Source organism: Pseudomonas sp. PS01298 (genome assembly GCF_029959745.1).
Classification (GTDB): Bacteria; Pseudomonadota; Gammaproteobacteria; order Pseudomonadales; family Pseudomonadaceae; genus Aquipseudomonas; species Aquipseudomonas aylmerensis.
Genome location: NZ_JASCPP010000051.1, coordinates 11,862 through 32,242, shown reverse-complemented (window position 1 = coordinate 32,242; position 20,381 = coordinate 11,862). Strand labels below are relative to the sequence as shown.

Genomic DNA, 20,381 nt, shown 5'->3' with positions numbered 1-20,381 from the left:
GCTTATGCCCCCCCGCCATCACGGGCACCACGGGTAACAGTGCGTTTGTAGGGATTAGCCAGGTTTTCAACGCAGACGTAGGCATTGCCACTGCGAACAACGAACATGCTGGCCAGGCGCTTCACGACCATGTAATCGCCTTCACGGCGAGAATCGACCATCGCCTCGGTGCCATCCGGCAGGACGCGGTAGAACTGCGGCAGATCTGCGCCCTTCTTCATCAGGAACTTGGTGAACTGCCCGTCATCCATCACGCCTTGCAGGCCGATGGCTTCCTTGTCGCCCGAGTAGCCGTAGTTGATGTTGGGCGATGCCGGCGTGCCCGAGCTGGTGACCGGCGCGGTGCCAGCTGGGGTTTCACCCTCGGGGTTGTACGAGGCAATGCGGGCGTTCGGGTAGACGAAGCGGACCAGGTACGACTGGCCCGACTTCGCCTTGGTGCTGTTCAGCTGGAAGTAGTAGGTACGCTTGGAGGTGATCACCGTCATGTTGGTGTCGGCGTTGTCTTCAACCGGCTTGAGGAACACGCGGTTGCGAAACGGCATGCTCTGCCAAGCGATGGTGTCGCCCAAGGCCACGACCTTGACCATTTCATCGGCTTCAAACTCGATAGACGTTTGATAGCCGTAAGTGCCAACCAACTCGTAGACTTGGTTCGGATCATATGGCACTTGCTTGACCCGGTTGTCACTCGACAGCGCTTTTGGCAACTTTGCCGCATGGGTGCTAAATGCGCAGAGAGACAAACTCAGGGCAATAGCGGTCGGCAAAACAAACTGTTTTTTCATGATTAGTTTCCTTGTCAGTTCAGCGAATTACCGGCGGCTCAGTTCTTCGCTTTTGCGATATACAGTGGCCAGCGTACCGAAGGGATTCTCCCAACGGTCCCCGAGGGCACGCGGGACCAAGGTATGCGCAACCTTGATAGTCGCAAGGTAACGACGCTCTACAGGTTCTTTGTCGCCCCACTTATGATTGATTGACTTGAACGAAACTTGATATTCGTCGCCAACCTTATTCATCAAGTACGGCTGTCCTTCGATCCAATCATTTTCACCCAGCAGAACATATGGGTTCTGCGGGTTTTCCGGGTTGGTGACTTCCTCATACTCCCGAGCGACTTGCTGCGTCTGGTAGGTGTGGCAAGTATCCGACAGTTGCTGCTTACGCTTGGGGTCAAAGGTTTCACAGGCGCGGATCATGTCGAATAGGGTTTTCTCGATGATCGCTTGTTCCTGATCAACGTTGTCTTGGTCGATGACGCGCTGTTTCAGGACCTCGCCGTCAGCTCCCAGCACCGTGACAACCGGGATGTAGGTCTTGGAGTTCGCCAGGCTTGCCACAGCGAAGCCAAGGCCCAGGATCACAGCTGCCTGTACACCCTGGAAGAACAGCGAGCGGTTACGCTCTTGGCGAGTCTTATTGCCCTCGACTTCACGCTTACGACGGGCTTTTTCAGCCTTATCAAATTGCTTGTCTTGTTTGTCCATTATTTACGAACTCCTAAAGTACGCAGTGCCATCAGAACCAGCGATGAACCACCAACTGCCGCGCCCGATGACAATGCTGCTGCCCAACCGCGCACCTGCAGCATGCAAATGATCATGACCCCCTCAACAATCACCAACTGGCCCCATTGCTGCGCAGTGATCAGGGCCGCATCAGTAATCGTCGCCGCTGTTGCAGCTTCCTTGATTGCGTCCCCGAACACGGAATAACCGAAACGGACAACTGCAATCGAAAGGATGTAGATCAGTGAGAAGTTGAGCATCTTGCTAAACCAGTTCATTGACCACTGACGCACCGCATCGAAGAAAATGAAACCAACCATGACCGGCAAGATGGCCATGATGATTGCCGCACCAAACTTGGCAATCAGCATGTTCAAGACCGCAGCGATGAACAGGATGCAGTTCAGTACAAACAGACCCGTTCCCATGATGATCATCGCTATCTGCCGCCAGCCAACATTCATCAACGTGCTGGAGACTTTGCCAATGTCCGTATACAACGCATCGAGCATGGTGTTGGTACTGGCACCGCCGCCCATGATCTTTGCCGCGATCCCTTCGGTCCAGGCGCCCCAGGCTTGGTAGAGCACCGTGCCGCCTTGTGACCAGTTCAGACAGGTGAACACCAGGGCAGTCAACATGGCCCGCTTGACGATATCCCAGCCTTTGACTGAAACATGGCCGTTGTACATCTGCAGGCCCAATGCGACCCAGTAGCCAACCGCCAGAGTCCATATCAGCGGCTCTACCATGCTGGCCAGGTTGGGAAAAACCTCACTGACAAAGGAAGTGGTTACTTCGTCAGTCGCCCCAACCAGGCCTTTTAACGTTAGCTGCGCCATGGATTCCCGGCCCCGTACACGGTCTTGAAGTGGGAGATCACTTCGGGCGACCGGAAGTCCTCAGCGCTCAAGGCAGCACCCGTTTGTGCTTTGATCTCCTGCGCGGTTTTGTCGATGCACCCCTTCACCAGCCCACCGTCATACGAAGGGTTCTGCATGTAGATTTCGGCAAAGCAGGTACCGGGGAACCAGTCGGCCACATCGTCCTTGCTGGCCTTGAGCAATGGGTTACCGGTCTGCACCTCGGCTACCGGGGCCGATTCGTCAGCCGGGGCCGAACTGAAGTTGATGTTGGTGATGTTGACGTAGATGATCGATCCCACGACAAAGCCGCCAACGCCCAGGCAGATGATGTTGGTCAGGGTGAAGAACTTACGCATTGCGGGACTCCTTGTGCTGGATGACGAATGGGGTGAATTCACAGGCGCATGGGGACTTGTCGATGGTGCCGCTGTTGGTCACGCAACCCGAGGCAGCTGACACCAGCACCAGGACCAGCAGGAGCTTGCCAAGCTTCCAGGTCAGCCATAGCGGCCCCCACACTGGGAAAGTGATTACTCGGAAGATCAACCAGAGCGCTTTCATAGGGTTCTCCTTTCTCGCATGCGAGAATCAGTTGTCGTCCTTCCAGCGGAAGAACTGTTCGTTCTGTGCCGTGGCTTGGTTTTCCTGGTTGGCCAGGTTCGCTTGCAGGTTCATGTTCAGGGCCTGCAGCTTCGATTGGGCCGAGGTCAACATGCCGTTTTCCGTAGCGATACGGTTCTGCAGGTCGGCGGCGTCCTTCGCATTGGTCGTAAGATCGACTTGCGATGACAGGGTGGCCAGGTTGTTCAAATGGACCTGGACCTCGCTGTACAACGCGTCACCAGCGGACAGCGCAGCGACGACCGAGTTAGAACTCAACTGGTAGTCCTTTGCGCGGCTGCTGTCTGGAGAGGCAAACAGCTCCTGCGGCAGCGTGTTGATCAGTTGCTCGTAATAGCTCTGCTTGCTGCCATAGGCGCCCGAGTTCTGGCGGGATACCACTTCCTGCCAGGAACCCGGCACGACCGAGGCCGAGTTGATCGACTCGTTCAGGCCGATGGCGCCACGGCCATAAGTGCCCTGCAGGTTATTCAGGATGTTGCCTTGCGTTTCATACTGATCTTTCAGCGTCTGGTACTGCTGCTGCAGCACAGCCAGGTTTTGCGCAAGACCAGCCCAAGTGCCGGCGTCACCAGTGGGCACGCCCGTGGCTTGCGCCTGGCCAGCAATGGCCACCGACACCGCGACCGCCAAACCGAGTTTCTTGATAGTTGTCATCATCGAACCGCCTTCAAGTTGTGGGTGTTTTTGGCCTTGGCTTCCTGCATGAACACAGGCACCCAGACCGCTGGATCGTCGGTGCCAAGGCGCTCGATGATCTGATCCATCAGGGCGACACCAACGTCATTCGAGGACAGGACCGGAATGAAATCGGACAGGTCCTCATCAGGGTTATCCGACGAGAGATCGAAGCAAGCCCGCACCGATTCCCGGCCACGACGGATCAGGAATTTGTGTTCTTTCGGATTGAGCTTGCGCAGCCATTCCCGCTCGGCCACCGTCAGGTTTTCGTGGTCTTCATCTTTCACCTGGTCGCTCGCCAGGTAGATCTTGGTAACGGTCTGTTTATCGATGGAGTCCGTTTCGCTGCGGAAGTACTTGGCATCCGGCGTCACGAAGATAATCAGCCCGTTCTTACGGCGGATCTGCATGATGAAGTTGTCGATTTTCTTCCGCCAAAACTCGTTTTTGACCAGGTTCTGGCCTTCCTCCAGCACCAGGATGAAGGGCCGGCCATTCATGGCCTGCTCGATCCGGTGCAGCGGGTAGCTCATGACGACAGGCAGTTCAGGCCGCGCCTCGCCGCCCTTGAGCAGTTCCATCATTTCAAAGCAGTAGTGCCGCGCTTGGGTGAAGTCGATGGAGTCTTCGGCATTGTCGAAGACTCCCGCATTGGCGCCGGTGACACCTTTGGCGCCATGCCAGATGGCCATAATGTCGGCCAGCTCGCCTTGACCGTAGGTCCAGACCACATTGCGCAGGCGGCGGTCTACGAACGGCAGGTCATAGTTCTCCTGCACTGCTGCCTTGAAGCGGGTGATATCTTCGGCGCTGGTTGGCGTCGAGGCGTAGCACTCGCGCATCTGGACTTGCCAGTCCACCAGGTACGCACGATTTTCTGGCGTATCGGGCAGCTTGAGCGGGTTCCAGCGCATGTGGCTGTGCGGGGAAAGCGTGGTATGGACGCCGCCCATGGACTTCATGAAGACCTTGGCGCCGTAGCGGTTATCGAACCAGAACACCAGCGGCAGGGCCTTGTCGGCCTCTGCAATCAACATGGCCAGCAGCGTGGTTTTACCCATGCCGGTATCAGCTGCCATGCCCAGGTGGCCGGCTACCATCCCTTCCATTTCACGATGGAAATTGAAGTTGTATTGCGTGTAGCTCTCGGTTTCGAAAGCCGTGATCGCAGGCCCCCACAGGTTGCCGTCGCGACGGCCACGGGCGTAGTTGTGCAGGGAAGCGAAGCCGGCAAAGTTGCTGGACTTGATCTTGCCACGGCGACCGATCAGGGCCTCTTTCTGGCCCGGCAGCTGCGACCAGAAGAAGGTTTCCAGGGCGAACCATTCCCGCACTGGCTTGACCAGCATTTCCACGAAGCAGCCTTCTACAAGGCCCACGGCATGATCCAGACGCTTGCGGTTGATCTCCCGGTTTGCTTCGGTCGTCATCGGCAGCGACGACACATGCACGAAGATAGTCAGGTGATGTGCGCCATTGACCGCGTTGCCACGGCGCAGGTCGCTGATCCCTTGCTTGAGTTCCTTCTGGTCATCCTCCGAAATGTTGTGCTTGTCATCCACCGTCATGCGGCGGGTTTCGTCCAGCATGCCCTGCTCGGCCTCGATCCTGTTCTGGAACGTGAACGACTGGGTGATGATGAACTCCACCGGCTGCTGCAGGAACTTGTCGAGCATCCGCGAGGGCGTGCGGCGCGGCCACTCACCCATGCTCAGCATCGCGCCGATTTTCGATTCGGTACTGCCCCGGATTTCGCACATATTGGCCAGCACCCGGAAATTCAGGCGGGCGTACGGTAGCGATTCCCTGATCAGCAGGTCCGACACCGGCACCTTGCGATTGTCGAGGTTGATCAGGTAGTTGAAGAAACCGCTCAGCTCACAGTGTTCCTCACCCAGGAAGTCATGCACCGCTTCTGCTTCGTAGACTTCGTGATCACCGACCGCAGCCTTGAACTCGTGCCACTGGAGCTGGAAGCGCTGGACGGCATTGAACGCGGTTTCACGATCAACCCGCCCCATGCGCGACTCAGGATGCCGTTGAACCCGCAGGCGGCGCGTGCCGTAGTCGGCCAGGCTGCGCAGTACCAGGTTGGACGCCTTGTAGAGCGAGTCAGCCATCGCATCCAGCGATTCGGCTTCGTTCTTGCTGGCCTCGGTACCGGTCATCAGCGCGATGGCCCGATCCATCAGGCCAGGCATGCCCGCGCGGAAGCGCCTTCTAACCAACGAAATGTAGATATCGTTGATGTAGAAACCACGGCTTTCGTAGCGGCGACGCAGCCGCTTGTTGAACTGCTGGGAGAACCAGGTACCGCCAACGCCGTCTGGAAAGTCAGTCACCTTGCGGCGTACGAACGTGACGTAGACAGTCAGGTCACTGCTTGCGATGGTGCGGAACACCGTGTTGCGCTGCTGCTCGAAACGCTTGATCTGCTCGGCTGAAAGCGAGTCGAACAAGAGGCCGTCCACCTTGATGACCTGCACCAGCGCTTCCTCGCTGGTGATAACGGTTTCGTCATCGTAGTGAACGTCATACGGCACCATTGCGCTCACCAGCATTTCATCATCATCCAGCGCCGCAGCTTCTGGATGTTGAACACCGAGCGAAAGATCCATATTTCGCGTCAGCTTTTTGAATGCTTTATCAACGAGGCGCATAACTGCGATACCCCCAAAGTTTGCGTAACCGTGAAGCTTTCAAGTTACTTGCTGCCTGTAAAACTCCGAACAGATATACGTCTTTGCTGCATATCCAATACGAAACGACAAACAAGACTGGGATAAGCCCCAACGGATACAGTGAACGAATCAACAGTGCTAACAGCACGGGTGCTATCAGACTTATAAGAATGCTCGACAGTGTGAATGGTCCGACCATAGATGGTCGGGCCATTGCCAATACGAGCACTTCACCTTCTTCAAGGTCGTCGTACTCGGCCATCGCTTACCTCACTTCAATGCGGTTTGCGCACCGGTTTTGATGGTATCGACCAGGTTTGGCGAGAAGAACACCAGGAACACACCGGCAACGGCCCAGCCGAACTGACCCCACGACATACGGCCCGACTTGGCCTGGAAGCCGCAGAATGCAATGGCTGCGATGCCCAGGTAGTAGCCGATATCGAAGATCAGGAAGGACACAACGTCCTTGGCCAGGTTTTTCAGGCCGCTGAAATCCATTGCCGCGTTGGCGATTTCAGGGAGAATTGCGAAGGAGAACAGCGACCCCAACACTGCGATCTTGGTGGCTTTGGCCATCCAGTCATCGCGCATCAATGCCTTGTGCGATGGAGTCTTTTGCGAGAGAACTTGTTTCAGGGTTGCAGTGGCTTTGTCCTTGAGCCAGGTCCGCCAGGTTTGTTTGTTGTTGATACCTACGTTGCGTTGAGTTTTGCGAGCAGAGAGTTGCATACCATTGCCTCTTTCATCATGACGGGGAACCCCCGTACGTTACGGTTATTGCCTTATTTGGATTGTTAGGGCAGGTTTCCTTGATGAAGTCGATAGCAGTATCGGCATTCTTAAATAACCTGGTCTTCCCTAACGCGGTTACTACACTGAAACGTTGTCCTGTCGAAGGACTCTCAATGATTAATTCCCATTTTCGACCGTCGCTTTCCGAGCGTTCATTTAGAACAACTCGATAGTCCGGCTGGGCGACGGCGAAAACCGCCAGTTCTTTCTTGTCTAGGCTCTGCATCTCTTCCCCTGGGCAGCTAGTGGCCAAATACAGGGGCGATACTGGAGTCCTCTTCGATTTTGTTCTAGATCCCACCTCTCATTTCTTCCCTCTTTCGGGTTTTATTCCATGAAATCCGTGTTTCGTGATTTACAATAGAGCTTTCATTTCACGAAATCAATGTTTCATCGCTAGAAATTGCGGGTCCATCACATTTCTCGACGAACGGACAAGCCCCTGGCCAAGGCCTGGTAAGCGTCTGTATTGGTTAACTAACTGTTTAGAAAGGAAAATATCCATTTTTCTGCATCTGCAATGCGGGCGGGCACCGGGTCCGTTCCGGGCGATGTGTATCGCAGGCGATACACCACGAGCAGAAGACAGCAGAAATGGAAAAGTGCTCAAACGAGCCGACAGATGGTCATGCAGGGAGGTCGGGTGAGCAGCTGGGAGCCGCCCCAGCTGTCACCCTGGCCAACAGATACCGAGCGCAAGGAAACCAACCCGCACGACCCATGCTGACGTGCGCGCAGTGTAGCAATACTGCTGCCTGCGTTTCTCGCACGCGAGAATGCTTGCCGCGTAATACGTGACCCCTATCAATTTCCCGCATGCGAGAAAATCCCGGTAAACCCTTTTTAGGGGTTGACTACGGGGTTTACTAATGGAAGGATGATCCCACTTTCAATCAACCGCTTCACCGGAGACAACAGGAAGGTCACCATGAAACGCACAGCCGTTGCGAACCAGAAGGGTGGCGTTGGCAAAACCACCCTTGAAGCCCACCTGGCCTGCTACGCCGCCGAACAGGGTAAGCGTGTGCTTGTCCTCGACCTGGACGAGAGCGATCTGTCGCAGTTCTTCCCGCCCATCGAGGATGACGACGACACGCCTTACCTGCTTGCTAGCCAGTTGTTCACCAATGAACATGAAGGCTACCAGCCGCGCCAGGTCGCGCAGAACATATGGCTGATTGAGGCCGATGTTGCCCTGCTCGATGTGGACGACATGGATCTTGATGTGGTGACCAACCTCGGCAAAGCCCTGGACCGCTTCAATGGCGAGTTCGATTTGTGCCTGATCGACACTCCACCAAACCTGCAGCGCCGCATGATTGCCGCGCTAGCTGCCTCGGACTCGGTTGTCACCCCCTTCAACATCAGTGCCTTCACCTTGGCGCGCATGCCCAAGCTGATGGCCACCATTGAAACCGTCCGTGAGCGGTACAACCCTGCCCTGCGTTTCCTTGGATTCATGCCGAATCTGATCAACAGCCGCTCACCCGAAGAGCTTGAGATCCTGCCAAGCCTTCGTGAAGAACACGGCGATGCCATGTTCAACGAGCAGATCACCCACCGCCCCTGCATCAACAAAGCACTCGCCAATGGCAATCCAGTGTGGCGCAAGGCTCGCAGCGGCAGTCAGCGTGACGCAGGAAAGGAAATGAAAAAGGCCTGTGCAGCGGTGCTCAGCAAGGTCTTTTCAGCGTGAGGATTGAATCATGACCGAGAAGAAAAATTCCTTTGGCCGTGTGGTTAAAGCCACGGCTCAAAAGCTTTCAGACTTCCAGAAACGCCCGGCTATCAACGATGGTTCCCGCGTCGAATCGATCAGCCCTGGCGAGATCGAATGCGTAAAGCAGATCCGCCGCAAGGACAACCCGGGATTTTCTCAAGAATCGCTTGAGGAACTGGCTAAGGACATTTTGGCCAATGGCCAAATCGAACCCTGTGTCTTGCGTCCGCACCCGAATCCAGAGTCCGGGTACAAGTTTCTGATGGTGGCCGGCGAGCGCCGCTATCGGGCTTGCATCATCGCAGGCGTATTGGTTCAGGCCGTCGTCAAAGAGCTTACCGACGCTCAGGCGAAGCGTATCCAACGCTCCGAGAACGTCCACAGCGAAAACCTCAGCCAACTGGATATCGCCCTGGCTCTGAAAGAGAGCAAGGAAGAACTGGGCACCTTGGAGAAGGTGGCCGAGGATTGGTCGAAAAGCATCAACTGGGTTGCCGAGCGCCTAGCCTATCTCGAAAACGTCACCCGTGATGGTGCGAGCCGGGAAGCCGTGACCCGTGGTGTTACTGCCGACATTTCAACGGTGAATGATATTGGCCGGTTGGAACGTCTGGACCCACAAGCCGCGGCTGATCTGGTGCAGCGCGCCGAGGACAATCTGGATCTGAACCTTCGCCAGGAAGTGCGAACCACCTTGCGCAATACCAAGGCCTTGCGCGTGCATAACGGCGGATCAAAAAAAGGCGCGGATAAGGGCGGTCCACAGGCATCGACCCAACAAACCCTGCTCGATGACCAGCTGGGCAAACTGCGCGAAGCCAACACCGTGCTTGAAGCCCAGGTCAAAACGCTTTCGTCAGAGAACACCTACCTCAAGGCCGAGCTGGAGGAAGCACGCAAGCAGCTGGCCGAGCGCTGGAAAGATTCTGAATGAGCGTCCGCCACACTGACCAGGACCTGCGGATACCGCGTGAGGAATTTGAGCGGATCCGCACCAAGTCGAAAATGCACTCACGCAGCCTCGACGTTGCCTTCGAGATCCTGGTCGAAGGCAAGGGCCTTGTTGCCGTCGCCAATGCACACGGGCTTACCAAGCAGCGTGCCTTGGCGATTCGCGACAAGATCTATTCCAGCTACCTCACACAAACGCCGGAAGGATGGCGGTGCGCGCAGATCTGCGCACCCGCCGAAATGATTGACCGCTTCGTGCTGGAGGCCGATGCCGAAAGGCTGCGGTACTGGCAGACCCATTCCATGACCACCAAGGACGTTGACCCATGACCACCTCGACAGAAAAGGACCTTGCTCAGTTACTGCAGCCGCTGCAGGAAAGTTTCGCGGGCATTAACCGCTCGCTGCGCATCCTGGCTGATAGCAAATTGCTGGAAACATTCGGGCCAGAGCTGGCTGACCGAAAGGGCTGGACTGAAAAGTTGAAGCAAGCGCACGAAGCTGATCAGCAGGCTCTGGTCGACCTGCACCAGGCTGGAGGAATGGCCCGATACCCAGGCGGCTATGACCAGATCGTGAAAGACCACGGCGAGGACGAAGCCAAAAAGCTGGCCGCGCCCGTGGTCAGCGCCTTGGAGCATCGCCAGGTTACGTCTGCAGAGCTTGCAGAACTGGAGGCCGCTCAACCGGTGCTGGCCCGGTTGTATCAGGAATATCGCCGGCTGGTTGGCTGATCCACGCGAGCGGTCCCTGAAGTGACGAATTGATTCATGAGGTATGGCATGGTCGCAGTGGTAGCGACCTGGACCGCCCTCTAATTCGTCACTCGGGGGACCAGTAGATCAGGCCGTCATTTATGGGTATACCCCATATGGCACAGATATGTCCTGCCCTGCCCCTTCGGCGCAGAAACAAAAAAAACACCCATTCTGATACACTGATTTGAGTACACCCATACTGATACGGTATCCCCAATGTTCATCCGCGCTTACCTACGAGCTTCGACCGATGATCAAGACGCTAGCCGCGCCCGTGATCAGCTGGAAGCATTCGTCGCCGGCTTCGGCCTCGCCATTGCAGCCAGTTACATGGAGAACGCCAGCGGCTCGCATGCCAACCGACCCGAGCTGATCCGACTATTGAAAGATTCAAGGCGGGGCGATGTGTTGCTGGTGGAGAGTATCGATCGACTATCGCGCATGGGCGATCAGGATTGGCGGGAACTCAAGGGCGCGATAGACCAGCGAGGTTTGCGTATCGTCGCCATCGATCTGCCGACCAGCCATCAGGGCATGACATTGCCCACCAACGATGAATTCACAGACCGCATGCTGTCGGCCATCAACTACATGATGATCGACATGATGGCGGCAATTGCCCGTAAGGACTATCAGCAGCGCCGGGAGCGACAGCACCAGGGCATCGTCAAAGCAAAGGCGGCGGGTGTGTACAAGGGCCGGCCCGTGGACGAGGATCTGCGCAAGCGTGTGCGCGAGCTGCTGGGTGCCAACCTCGGGATCCGCGCCACGGCCCGCCATGCCAACTGTTCAACCACAACTGTCATGCGTATTCGTGACGAGCTTTCAGTCGAGCCGGTCGGGAATGGTTGACTAGCGCAGGCGAAGCCGGAGTCTGTCAGCCATTCACGACTGGCCGCCGCCGGCCAGGCGACTTTGAGGCCCTAACAGCCAATACAAATGGAGCAAGCGTTAGGAGATCATAAGAACGACGACTACAAGCCCTTGTAATACGTGGCCTGCAGGGCAGCACCTCGCTCACCATATGCACGAACCTCCGATCATGATCCGTGAGCGACCATCGCTCACTATCTATGACCTACCCCTAGCTCATTATCCGTGAGCTAGGTTAGCTCACCCTATGAGCTACCCCCCCTCCGTGAGCTACCCCTAGCTCATTCGTGAGAGATATCGCACAAGATTTGAGAGATAACGTGCAAGTATGAGCTACCCATCGCTCACCATATGAGCTAGGGTATGCGTGACTCATGAACGATATCTGACAAATTTGCTCGATATCGATCAAGGAATAGCACTGTAGGAGGCCCAATGGCCAGTGACAATAACGAGATCCGCGCCTATGCGCAGCCTGCTCAGCGCGGCACTTGGGTGCAGACTGAACGCGCTGGCCACGAAGCATGGGCCGCGTTGACAGCGCAGGCTCCCCGCGCTGCCCAGTTGATGCACATCCTGGTGCAGCACATGGACAAGCAAGGCGCGCTCATTATCAGCCAGGCCACGCTGGCCAAACTGATGGAAACATCGGTGGCCACCACAAAACGCGCTATCGCCATTCTGACCAAGCACAACTGGATCCAGACCATCAGCGTAGGTGGCCAACGCGGTGGCACGCTCGCTTATGTGGTGAACAGCCGCATCGCTTGGGCCGACAAGCGGGACAATCTGCAGTACGCCCTATTCAACGCACGGGTGCTGGTTTCGACAGAGGACCAGGCCGATTTGGGCAATGCCAAGCTCAAGCAGCTGCCAACGATGGAAGACGGCGACATTCAATTGCCTGCAGGCCCTGGCATGGACCCACCCGCCCAGGAATCGCTGGACGGCATGTTGCCTGATATGCCGTCGATTCCGCACAACAACAGCTAACCGCGATCATCATTCAGGGAGATTCACGATGCCACAGCCAAGCAACAGGACTTTCGAAGAACAGGAGCTGCACGCCAAGGCCCAGTGCTTCGACTGGAACAGCGACTACCCACATGGCGCCTTGGTCAGCTACGAAGAACTATATGGCCAGGGTGAAACGCACCGCGACGAAACGCGAGGCAAAGCGTGGGTGATGTGTGGCCAAGCCGTGATTTTTGTTGCTGGTTTGTCCGGTGCTGTATCGCTCGACCACTGCACCGTCGTTGCGGCCCTGGAGGCCAAGCAAGAACCGGCAGCTGGGGAAGTCGATCATGTCTGACGAGCGCTATGCACAGCTGCAGCGGACGCTGATCGAATCCGCCAAGCAGCACCTGGTCGAGCTGACCGGTGCCTTGGCGCTGCCCAACGGTGTGGACCGCAACGAGGGTGTTTCTTCGGCCTGGTGGCAACTGACCGCCCTCACCCAGCTGACCAACTTCGACAGCGGGCTGGACGAGGCGACCAAGCATGAACTGCGTGCCATCGATCAGTTAGCCATCCAGGCGACAACTCAGCCGGTAGACAAGGCACTGGTGGCCAGCGAGGCGGACAGTGATATTGCAGCTGCGTTGGCCGATCCCACCAGCTCGAACTGGTTTAGGCACAGCTTGCAGCAAGCGTTACCGCGTGATCCGGTGGATGCGGTCAATGATGCCGAGTGGCTTTTCGAGTTGTTGAACAAGCGCTGCGTGGCCCAGCTGCAGGACGATCCTGCACCGCCTATGAACATGGCTTTTCGTACGGCTGATGGTCGCACCACGCAGATCGACATTGCACAGGCTACGCCAGTCATCGAGCTTGGCGACTTCAAGGCCTGATTTAGCCAGGCCCCAAAAAGACGAAACCCGCAGCACGGCAATGCTTGCGGGTTTCTAGGTTTTTGCGAAGGAGCAAAAATCCACGTGCTCATTGTACATCGAGCACAGGAGATTTCACAGCGTCACGGAGGAAGCAGCTATGGCAGATCAACGGTATGCGGTAAGCATCGGGCTTGGCGAAAAGGCCGAGCAGTATTCGGAGGCTTACCAGACCCAGCCAAGCTATGCGGTGCAGTGGAAAGGCGTGCTGCAGAAGGCACACGGCCATGCCCTGGTCCGCTGCCTGTGCCCAGGCAAAGGCACGCGGAGGTTGGCCGTACGGCACAGGTCAGATAAGGATTCGTTCCACCTATCCCGTTATCCCCACACCGGCGCCGAGCATGCGCTTGATTGCCTGTACTACTCGCCCGACCCCGACAAGTCTGGCTTAGGCGGCTACAGCAAAGGTGTGGTCGAGGAAACCAAGGACGGGGACCTCAAGGTCAAACTCACCTTATCGCTGCGCAAGAAGGATCCGGCAGAAGTTCAGCCGATGGAGGGCACCGCCCCTGCCCCATCAAGCGGAAAGCCCACGAAGCCGGCGATGACCTTGGGCGGCTTGCTGCATCTGCTATGGAGCGAAGCGGGCCTCAATCAGTGGGTGCCAGGCATGGCCGGCAAGCGCGGCCTCGGGCTGATTCACAGTCGGCTGCAGCAAGCTGCCGACCGCATGCTGGCTTCGCGCATGAGGATTGGCGATGCCCTGGTCATTGCGACGAACTCAGCTGGCCAGCAGGCCGACGCCAACAGCCTCAAGGTGGCCAGCGCAATGAGGAACAGCCGCCGCTTGGTCGTCATTGCCCCGCTGGCCGGCTACTCCGAGGAACGCGAGCAGACCATGGACCGGTACATCACCATCACCGGCTTCAACGGTATTCCGCGTCTGTTCACTGACGGCGATCTTTGGCAGAGAACCGCCCGGAGCTACGAGGCTGCGTTGCGCGGTTGGCGTGAAGGCCGGCGCGTCATCGCTATTGTTCAGACCGATCAGCCCACCTCAGCCAGCAAAGCCCAGGCGCTCAACGTCGCCCTGATGGTCGTCAGTGATGAATGGATCCCCATTGAATCTGGCTACGAGGGTGTGATCGAGGCGCTGTTGCGCGAGCAAGGGCGCCGGTTCGTCAAACCCATGCGATTCGATGCAGGGCAGGAGCAGGTCTTTCCCGATTTCTGGCTTATGGACGTCGGCGCCGGCAGAGAGGTGCCGATGGAAGTGTATGGCCGTCAGGATCCGAAGTACCTGGCCCGCAAGCAGGTCAAATGCGCTTACTACGCCCAGCACTACGGGCCAACCGGCTGGTGGTCTTGGGATGCCAGTTCAGATCCGCGTGGCCTGAATATTCCAGCCTTCCCACCAGCTCGGCATCCGTAGCATGGCGACGAAAGCTGATTCTCGCACGCGAGAATTACCGGCATTGTACTTTCCACAGCTGGTCCCAGCTGGTCATGTAACTGGGGCTTAGCAATGCTCGCCGCATCCCCCAATCCGGCGTCAGCGGGACTGCGGCAGTCCGCAAACAGTCGTGGCCCCATCGTCGGTTGATCTTGTCCATGGTGGCCATCAGAGCGTCCGAGCGCTCGGGTTGGCTCGGGCTGAACAGGTCCTGCGTGTACTCCCCCCGCTTGCGCAGATCCATCAGCAGTACCTCGGCCTTGCTGTAAGCAAAGCCGGGCCGATAGATCTCCCCTACCGCCTGCAGCGCGTACTTAGTCAGCTGCCGAACGTCATCAGTTGGGTATGCGGGTATGCAGGTAGCCGCGTTGGCGTACTTTGGCCCGTCGCCATGGAATGAAGTCTGGATGCCGATGCGCAGGGCACCGCACAGCGAGCGCTGCCGGCGCAGCTTCTCGGCGGCGCGGTGAATGTAGGTCGCCAGCGCCTCCTGCAGGCCCTGGAGCGTATGCACACGCTGGCCAAACATCCTGCTTGAGCAGATCGATTGCTTGGCAGGCGTGGACTGTTCAAGGTCCATGCAGGATTCGCCCTGCAGCTCCCTGATGGTCCGTTCAAGCACAACGCTGTACTTGCGGCCCATCGCTCGCGCTTCGGCCTGCGACAGCTCCCAGGCCGTGCTTATTCCGTCGCGGGCCAGGTTGTCACGCATACGGCGACCGATCCCCCACACTTCATCAACCGGCATTCGCCGGAGCAGCCATTCGACCGCCTCGGGCTTGCGCAGGTCGACCACGCCGCCTGTTTTCTCTCGCCACACTTTCGAGGCGTGCTGCGCCGCCTTTGCCAGGGTCTTCGTGTGGCCGATGCCTACTCCTACCGGTAGGGCAGTCCACTGCAGCACTCGGGCTTGAATCGCCCGGCCTACATCAATGATCGGCTCAGGTAGCCCGTCGAGTCGCACGAACAGTTCGTCAATCGAATACCGTTCCCAGTCCGGTACCAGGGATTCGATGGCCACACCCACGCGATGACTCAGCTCGCCATACAACGTGTAATTGCTGCTGAAAACGGCGACGCCGTTCTGCTCCAAGAAGCCGCGCACCTTGAAGTAGGGGTCCCCCATCTTCAACCCAAGGGCTTTCGCCTCGTTCGTACGAGCCACAATGCAACCGTCCGAGTTGCTCAAAACAACGACTGGGCGTTGCCGTAGCTCCGGTCTGAAAATGCGCTCACAACTGCAGTAGAACGAGTTCACATCCACCAGGCCGAAGACGGGCCGAGGTTCACTGTGCATGCTGCGTGAGATCCCAAGTCACAACCCCGAACACCTCGATGGTGCCGTACTCGCTGGGCGCGATGCTCTTGTACGCCGGGTTTGCCGATTCAAGAATCCAGCCTGCCGGCGACCTGGCCAGCCGCTTCACCAGCGGCTGGTTATCGACGTAGGCCAGCACGATATGGCCAGAGCTGGGCGTGATCGAGCGGTCGACCACCAGGCGGCTCCCATCGAAGATGCCGGCATCGCGCATGCTGTCGCCTTCTACCTGGACGATCCAGACATGCGGGGCGCGGATGTTCATCAGTTCATCCAGGGAAAGCGGTGGCTCGTAGTAGTCAGCTGCTGGACTCGGAAAGCCGCCTGCAGCACAGCCGGCAAGCACCTGCAGCAGCTGATCGGAAGCCGCGAGGGGGAGGGGAGTAAGCGCGTTCATAAGGCACCGTGAATTACTGTATCCATATACAGTAATTCAGGTCGAGCGATGCGGCTAGAGCCGCTGGTATAAAAGGCTCAGCCCACACCGGCGAAGGTATAGTCGTTCTCGGTCATGGTGTTCGTGCAAACCTGGGAACGAACGGCCTATGATAGGCGCTGCTACGCACCGAACGCCGAATTGACCGGCGAATTCACCGGCGAAGTCGGCGGCGAATTTCGGGCACAAAAAAACCGCCTGGACGGGCGGTTCGTTTGTGCGAATCGAATGGACGTTCGTTTCGCGGTTCGCTGATAGCGTCAACAAGGCCGATAGTAAATACAGTGGTACTGTTGCGCAATAGCCGAACAGCGACCGGCGCAATGATCAAAATTGATCATCGGAAGATTCACCGAAGCACCGAGTAAAGCGATCATCATTTTGGCTAACGCAATTTTTTTGGGAGTTTGGGCGAATATGCCCAGTTTATCAGCCTGTTGCCGCCACCTAGCGGCATTGCTAGGCATCGTCAAGCCCCCGTCGTCATTCGGAAAAATAAACTTCACAAACACGTAAAAAGGCTTTTTTCGGTCATGGTTTTTGCAGTATGAAGTAAAGCACCGGGCGGCTTGCTGCCTTGGGGGGCCTTTCCACCGCGTCTGGACAACGCGCCGGGAATGGAGAGGGCCGATGAACACTCTGGTTCGCTGATAGCGTCAACACCCTTACGGGGCTGATCAGTGAAACCGTTGCACTGTCCGGTAAGTGCGGCGGGCCAGGGACCTACCTTTTTGGGGGTTCTATGAAAACGCTAAAGCGTCTCATAGAGGTGGTCAACGTGGCTGATTTCCTGGCCAAGCTGACAAACGTTTACAGGGCCTGGCTCTGGATTCGTGACCACCTTGATTGATAAGTAACACAGCTGCAGGCCCCGCTACTTGTTAGCGGGGTTTTTTTTGCCCGTGGGCGGGCCGGTGGACCTTTTCAACGCTACCAGGCATCCATCGCATATACCCGGCATGAGGCGCAGCACTATGCGAGGAGCCAAGAACTTTCCACACCGCATCCAGCCCCAATTGGTCAGCCTGCTAACCAGGCCACCACGCGGCGATTGGGTGTACGAAATCAAGTTTGATGGTTACCGCATGTTTGCGCGCATCGATGGTGGCGTGGGCCTGTTCACTAAGAACGGCTATGACTGGACGAAGCGCATGCCGCGACTTGCCCAGGATCTGCAGTCGCTTCCCGTCCGTGGCACCTGGCTGGACGGTGAAGTGGTGGTGCAGGACGATGATGACCGTCCAGCCTTTCAGGCGTTGCAAGAGGCCTTTGCATCCGGCAAGACCGACCGCTTGATCTACTACGTCTTTGACCTGCTTTTCATAGACGGCGTGGACCTGCGGCCACGGCCCGTCGAGCAGCGAAGGGACCTGCTGCGCGTGCTGCTGGAGCAGGTCGATCTTGATCAGGTCCGCTTCTCCGAAACCCTCGACGCGGATCCGGCCCACTTGCTGGCCAGCGCTTGCGCAATCGGGATCGAGGGCATCGTCGGTAAGCGACTGGGCAGCTCATACGTGGGGGAGCGCGACGGTTCATGGATCAAGCTCAAGTGCCAGCAGCGCCAAGAGTTCGTGGTCCTCGGCTTCACCCGAAGTTCTGCCGGCATCGGTTCGCTGCTGATCGGCCTGCACGACGACGCCGGCCAGCTGCAGTACGCTGGCCGTGTGAGATCCGGTTTCACAGGGCGCGAGCTGGAAAGGCTCATGGACCGGCTACGCCCCTTGATTCGGACCACACCCCCACTGCAGGCGCCGCCAAAGTTGAGTGTCGCCGTGGTGTGGGTAGACCCGCAGCTGGTGTGCGAAGTGAAATTCGCGGAACTAACACCCGCAGGCAAGGTGCGCCACGCCGTTTACATTGCGCTACGCGAGGATAAGCCCGCCTCCGCAATCAGCCTGGAAAGTGACACCGACCCTGTTTGACCCACGGCCCCGTTGGGCCGGGAGGCGAGCGTGTATGAGGTGCATATCGATGCCGAGTCGTGCGTCATCCAATGTGAGATTCTGGATGTGATCGAGGCCGAGTCCAACCCAGGACTTTGGACCAGCGACTGGGATGCCCAGGGCTACCGCGAGCTGGAGTTTCGAGTGGAATCGGGCGTGGCGTACGACGCTGACGGGCAACCCAGTGAGCTGGGACGCAACGGGTGCGCCGAGTTGGTGGACAGGTACGCCGAGTTCATCGAGGACGAACTGTGGTTGCAGCTGGACAAGGAGAGGGGAGGGTAGCGAGCAAAAGAAAACCCGCGTTGGCCAGGCCGCAGCGGGTTCCTCCGTCAGTCAGGTGTTAGCCGTTCCAACTATCGCGGATCCACTCAACCAGGAGCTTTGCAACAACCTGGATGGTGAGATCTTTAAGGAATTTATGCATTCCAAGGACCCTCACGGTGCAGGCCTCTGTCTCTATCGCAGCTTTTCCGGAACACAGGCCGACGACGAGATAGCAAGTCAGATGATCTCTGCGAGACGCGGGCGGGGCTGATGTTAACCAGGGATCAAATCCGCGCGGATTCCTAGGCCCGCGTCCCCAGCAGTGTTTTGAATCTTTAGAACGGGGGCACCCCACCCGGTACAAACATGCCACATACGACTGCCCGCGATATTACCGGCTCCGCTGTCGCTGTGCCATCACAAAAGGGGTTGACCAGGCTTTTTTTGGGCGAAAAAAAACCGCCGTAGGAGGGCGGTTTTCTTCGGCATCGCGGTTAGGAGCCGCTTTGCCAGGTCTCGCAAAGATCATCTGACTGGGTTAATAGTCGCAAGAGTTGACAGGTATGGCAACTATTTTTTGAGTAATCCACCAGTAAACGCTGGGGTAAATGGGCCTGCGCGCCATGGGCGTGCCCCCATCCGGGGGGCGGCTGTCGTGAACCAAGCCCCGGCCAAAAGCACGCCGGGTCTTGGCCCTGCGGGCTTCCATCCTCACGCCTCCGGCCTTCGGCCTGCGCGCTCCGCTTGCCGGTCGTTCCAGGGACCATCGCGGCTAGCTCAACAGCCCTCGGCAGGAAGCGGACGCCCCAATGGCCTATCCGCCACCAGGCCTTGCCTGCAAGGGGCTTTCGCGGCATATCCTCACTCGCTGCGCTCCCTGCGGTATTCCACGGTCCCCTTGCACGCGGCCTGGCTCTGGATAGTCCGGGCTTACCGCGTCCTACCGAAGGCTGCCGAGCAGATCCACCCAGCGGTGGCGCGCTTCCATTCCCAAAGAGCAGGGCGGCATCCGCTTCGCGGCTGCTGCTTTGAAAAGCGTTTGTTTCCCGCGCCCAAACGCTCGGCATTAAAGCAGATCTGCAAGAGCGCCTGCGGTCAAGCGCTCTGAACAGTTGATTCAGCCGATGAATACACGCACCAGGGGGCTGTCGAGAATGGAGACGTGCCGTGACAGCAAACAGGCAAAAAGCCCCAGCGTGATCAGCGTGTAGATGTAGCGGCGTTTTCTCTCCGGCGTCAGATCAAGATCCGTCATCGCAGGGAAGTCACCCATAATCCCCTTGGGGACTATGACCAGGAAGGCGAATAACACATAGTCCCAGCCAGTGAATCCAGGGTAGGGGGAATGTAGCGATGCCCACGCGGCGACACCCACCCATACCGCCCAAGCGAGGGCGTAGCGCGGCCTTTTGGTCATGCAAGCGATGTTTTCCATGTGCCAAATACTCCTTGTGTGGATGGTGCCTATTTCACGTAATAGCAGGGGTCTTGAGCACGGGCAGCTTTGGTTTTACCAGGTAGCTTGGCCATTGCCTCAGCCAGATCTCGCCAAGGAAACTGATGGTTTGGGGTTTGAAGGCTGCACCCATATCCATGCACGAATATTCTGTCCGGTTCACTGGCTCGGGTTGCCATCCGGCATTCCTGGCAGGAAATGTCGTCGCCTTGCAGTATCCAT

General features: G+C 57.6%; 22 protein-coding genes. 11 read left to right on the top strand and 11 right to left on the bottom strand.

Going from position 1 to position 20,381, the window contains the following annotated elements:
* Positions 1–2: 2 nt before the first annotated feature.
* From QMX97_RS18370 to QMX97_RS18335, 8 genes are all read right to left on the bottom strand, one after another.
* Positions 3–788: a TrbG/VirB9 family P-type conjugative transfer protein gene (locus tag QMX97_RS18370; RefSeq protein WP_078457170.1), complete on the bottom strand. Its 786-nt coding sequence runs from the start codon at positions 786–788 to the stop codon at positions 3–5.
* A 27-nt stretch (positions 789–815) separates the two neighbouring features.
* Positions 816–1,490 (bottom strand): type IV secretion system protein, encoded by a 675-nt coding sequence (locus tag QMX97_RS18365; RefSeq protein ID WP_102886334.1) that lies wholly within the window; start codon positions 1,488–1,490, stop codon positions 816–818.
* Complete coding sequence (locus tag QMX97_RS18360) at positions 1,490–2,353, bottom strand: type IV secretion system protein (protein ID WP_102886335.1); 864 nt, start codon at positions 2,351–2,353, stop codon at positions 1,490–1,492. Before QMX97_RS18360 ends, QMX97_RS18365 begins: the two co-directional genes overlap by 1 nt.
* Positions 2,341–2,733: a hypothetical protein gene (locus QMX97_RS18355; RefSeq protein WP_282364002.1), complete on the bottom strand. Its 393-nt coding sequence runs from the start codon at positions 2,731–2,733 to the stop codon at positions 2,341–2,343. Before QMX97_RS18355 ends, QMX97_RS18360 begins: the two co-directional genes overlap by 13 nt.
* The gene (locus QMX97_RS18350) at positions 2,726–2,938 is read right to left on the bottom strand and encodes a hypothetical protein (RefSeq protein WP_102886337.1); all 213 of its coding nucleotides are present in this window, start codon (positions 2,936–2,938) and stop codon (positions 2,726–2,728) included. Before QMX97_RS18350 ends, QMX97_RS18355 begins: the two co-directional genes overlap by 8 nt.
* Positions 2,939–2,965: 27 nt before the next feature.
* On the bottom strand, positions 2,966–3,658 hold the full coding sequence (locus QMX97_RS18345) for a type IV secretion system protein (protein WP_241799844.1): 693 nt from the start codon (positions 3,656–3,658) through the stop codon (positions 2,966–2,968).
* Positions 3,655–6,339, bottom strand: coding sequence for a type VI secretion protein (locus QMX97_RS18340; RefSeq protein ID WP_282364003.1), 2,685 nt, complete (start codon positions 6,337–6,339; stop codon positions 3,655–3,657). Before QMX97_RS18340 ends, QMX97_RS18345 begins: the two co-directional genes overlap by 4 nt.
* A gap of 291 nt (positions 6,340–6,630) precedes the next feature.
* Positions 6,631–7,092 (bottom strand): TrbC/VirB2 family protein, encoded by a 462-nt coding sequence (locus QMX97_RS18335; protein ID WP_282364004.1) that lies wholly within the window; start codon positions 7,090–7,092, stop codon positions 6,631–6,633.
* A 940-nt stretch (positions 7,093–8,032) separates the two neighbouring features.
* Here QMX97_RS18335 and QMX97_RS18330 point away from each other — a divergent pair.
* The 9 genes from QMX97_RS18330 (at position 8,033) to QMX97_RS18290 (ending at position 14,718) form a co-directional block, all read left to right on the top strand.
* Positions 8,033–8,851, top strand: coding sequence for a ParA family protein (locus QMX97_RS18330; protein WP_282397347.1), 819 nt, complete (start codon positions 8,033–8,035; stop codon positions 8,849–8,851).
* Positions 8,852–8,861: 10 nt separating this feature from the next.
* Positions 8,862–9,809, top strand: a complete 948-nt coding sequence (locus QMX97_RS18325) for a ParB/RepB/Spo0J family partition protein (RefSeq protein WP_282364005.1) — start codon at positions 8,862–8,864, stop codon at positions 9,807–9,809.
* Positions 9,806–10,156: a TrfB-related DNA-binding protein gene (locus tag QMX97_RS18320; RefSeq protein WP_102886345.1), complete on the top strand. Its 351-nt coding sequence runs from the start codon at positions 9,806–9,808 to the stop codon at positions 10,154–10,156. Before QMX97_RS18325 ends, QMX97_RS18320 begins: the two co-directional genes overlap by 4 nt.
* Positions 10,153–10,560 carry a hypothetical protein gene (locus QMX97_RS18315; protein WP_282364006.1) on the top strand — a complete coding sequence of 136 codons (408 nt, stop codon included), beginning with the start codon at positions 10,153–10,155 and terminating at the stop codon, positions 10,558–10,560. The genes QMX97_RS18320 and QMX97_RS18315 overlap by 4 nt, the downstream gene beginning before the upstream one ends.
* A 240-nt stretch (positions 10,561–10,800) precedes the next feature.
* On the top strand, positions 10,801–11,436 hold the full coding sequence (locus QMX97_RS18310; RefSeq protein ID WP_028691927.1) for a recombinase family protein: 636 nt from the start codon (positions 10,801–10,803) through the stop codon (positions 11,434–11,436).
* 456 nt (positions 11,437–11,892) lie between these two features.
* Positions 11,893–12,450 carry a helix-turn-helix domain-containing protein gene (locus QMX97_RS18305; protein ID WP_256824074.1) on the top strand — a complete coding sequence of 186 codons (558 nt, stop codon included), beginning with the start codon at positions 11,893–11,895 and terminating at the stop codon, positions 12,448–12,450.
* A gap of 28 nt (positions 12,451–12,478) precedes the next feature.
* Positions 12,479–12,769 carry a hypothetical protein gene (locus QMX97_RS18300; protein WP_051555725.1) on the top strand — a complete coding sequence of 97 codons (291 nt, stop codon included), beginning with the start codon at positions 12,479–12,481 and terminating at the stop codon, positions 12,767–12,769.
* Positions 12,762–13,307, top strand: coding sequence for a hypothetical protein (locus tag QMX97_RS18295; RefSeq protein WP_282364008.1), 546 nt, complete (start codon positions 12,762–12,764; stop codon positions 13,305–13,307). The genes QMX97_RS18300 and QMX97_RS18295 overlap by 8 nt, the downstream gene beginning before the upstream one ends.
* Positions 13,308–13,446: 139 nt before the next feature.
* A complete protein-coding gene (locus tag QMX97_RS18290; protein WP_282364009.1) occupies positions 13,447–14,718 on the top strand; it encodes a DUF1173 family protein in 1,272 nt (423 codons plus the stop codon).
* A 34-nt stretch (positions 14,719–14,752) separates the two neighbouring features.
* Here QMX97_RS18290 and QMX97_RS18285 read toward each other — a convergent pair whose 3' ends face one another.
* A complete protein-coding gene (locus QMX97_RS18285; RefSeq protein ID WP_282364010.1) occupies positions 14,753–16,036 on the bottom strand; it encodes a Y-family DNA polymerase in 1,284 nt (427 codons plus the stop codon).
* Entirely contained in the window at positions 16,026–16,454 is a 429-nt protein-coding gene (gene umuD / locus QMX97_RS18280) for a translesion error-prone DNA polymerase V autoproteolytic subunit (protein ID WP_282364011.1), read from the bottom strand. The genes QMX97_RS18285 and umuD overlap by 11 nt, the downstream gene beginning before the upstream one ends.
* 1,013 nt (positions 16,455–17,467) lie before the next feature.
* On the opposite strand from umuD, the gene ligD reads away from it, so the two are divergent.
* Together ligD and QMX97_RS18270 are read left to right on the top strand one after the other, a co-directional pair.
* Complete coding sequence (gene ligD / locus QMX97_RS18275; RefSeq protein ID WP_282364012.1) at positions 17,468–18,415, top strand: non-homologous end-joining DNA ligase; 948 nt, start codon at positions 17,468–17,470, stop codon at positions 18,413–18,415.
* Positions 18,416–18,445: 30 nt separating this feature from the next.
* Positions 18,446–18,721 carry a hypothetical protein gene (locus QMX97_RS18270; RefSeq protein ID WP_282364013.1) on the top strand — a complete coding sequence of 92 codons (276 nt, stop codon included), beginning with the start codon at positions 18,446–18,448 and terminating at the stop codon, positions 18,719–18,721.
* A 1,099-nt stretch (positions 18,722–19,820) separates the two neighbouring features.
* Here the strand turns inward: QMX97_RS18270 and QMX97_RS18265 are convergent.
* Positions 19,821–20,138: a hypothetical protein gene (locus QMX97_RS18265; protein WP_282364014.1), complete on the bottom strand. Its 318-nt coding sequence runs from the start codon at positions 20,136–20,138 to the stop codon at positions 19,821–19,823.
* Positions 20,139–20,381: the final 243 nt, after the last annotated feature.

Excerpts from the sequence above, each read along its gene's own strand:
- QMX97_RS18370 (WP_078457170.1), bottom strand. The coding sequence starts at position 788 with ATGAAAAAACAGTTTGTTTTGCCGACCGCTATTGCCCTGAGTTTGTCT.
- QMX97_RS18365 (WP_102886334.1), bottom strand. The coding sequence starts at position 1,490 with ATGGACAAACAAGACAAGCAATTTGATAAGGCTGAAAAAGCCCGTCGT.
- QMX97_RS18360 (WP_102886335.1), bottom strand. The coding sequence starts at position 2,353 with ATGGCGCAGCTAACGTTAAAAGGCCTGGTTGGGGCGACTGACGAAGTA.
- QMX97_RS18355 (WP_282364002.1), bottom strand. The coding sequence starts at position 2,733 with ATGCGTAAGTTCTTCACCCTGACCAACATCATCTGCCTGGGCGTTGGC.
- QMX97_RS18350 (WP_102886337.1), bottom strand. The coding sequence starts at position 2,938 with ATGAAAGCGCTCTGGTTGATCTTCCGAGTAATCACTTTCCCAGTGTGG.
- QMX97_RS18345 (WP_241799844.1), bottom strand. The coding sequence starts at position 3,658 with ATGATGACAACTATCAAGAAACTCGGTTTGGCGGTCGCGGTGTCGGTG.
- QMX97_RS18340 (WP_282364003.1), bottom strand. The coding sequence starts at position 6,339 with ATGCGCCTCGTTGATAAAGCATTCAAAAAGCTGACGCGAAATATGGAT.
- QMX97_RS18335 (WP_282364004.1), bottom strand. The coding sequence starts at position 7,092 with ATGCAACTCTCTGCTCGCAAAACTCAACGCAACGTAGGTATCAACAAC.
- QMX97_RS18330 (WP_282397347.1), top strand. The coding sequence starts at position 8,033 with ATGATCCCACTTTCAATCAACCGCTTCACCGGAGACAACAGGAAGGTC.
- QMX97_RS18325 (WP_282364005.1), top strand. The coding sequence starts at position 8,862 with ATGACCGAGAAGAAAAATTCCTTTGGCCGTGTGGTTAAAGCCACGGCT.
- QMX97_RS18320 (WP_102886345.1), top strand. The coding sequence starts at position 9,806 with ATGAGCGTCCGCCACACTGACCAGGACCTGCGGATACCGCGTGAGGAA.
- QMX97_RS18315 (WP_282364006.1), top strand. The coding sequence starts at position 10,153 with ATGACCACCTCGACAGAAAAGGACCTTGCTCAGTTACTGCAGCCGCTG.
- QMX97_RS18310 (WP_028691927.1), top strand. The coding sequence starts at position 10,801 with ATGTTCATCCGCGCTTACCTACGAGCTTCGACCGATGATCAAGACGCT.
- QMX97_RS18305 (WP_256824074.1), top strand. The coding sequence starts at position 11,893 with ATGGCCAGTGACAATAACGAGATCCGCGCCTATGCGCAGCCTGCTCAG.
- QMX97_RS18300 (WP_051555725.1), top strand. The coding sequence starts at position 12,479 with ATGCCACAGCCAAGCAACAGGACTTTCGAAGAACAGGAGCTGCACGCC.
- QMX97_RS18295 (WP_282364008.1), top strand. The coding sequence starts at position 12,762 with ATGTCTGACGAGCGCTATGCACAGCTGCAGCGGACGCTGATCGAATCC.
- QMX97_RS18290 (WP_282364009.1), top strand. The coding sequence starts at position 13,447 with ATGGCAGATCAACGGTATGCGGTAAGCATCGGGCTTGGCGAAAAGGCC.
- QMX97_RS18285 (WP_282364010.1), bottom strand. The coding sequence starts at position 16,036 with ATGCACAGTGAACCTCGGCCCGTCTTCGGCCTGGTGGATGTGAACTCG.
- umuD (WP_282364011.1), bottom strand. The coding sequence starts at position 16,454 with ATGAACGCGCTTACTCCCCTCCCCCTCGCGGCTTCCGATCAGCTGCTG.
- ligD (WP_282364012.1), top strand. The coding sequence starts at position 17,468 with ATGCGAGGAGCCAAGAACTTTCCACACCGCATCCAGCCCCAATTGGTC.
- QMX97_RS18265 (WP_282364014.1), bottom strand. The coding sequence starts at position 20,138 with ATGGAAAACATCGCTTGCATGACCAAAAGGCCGCGCTACGCCCTCGCT.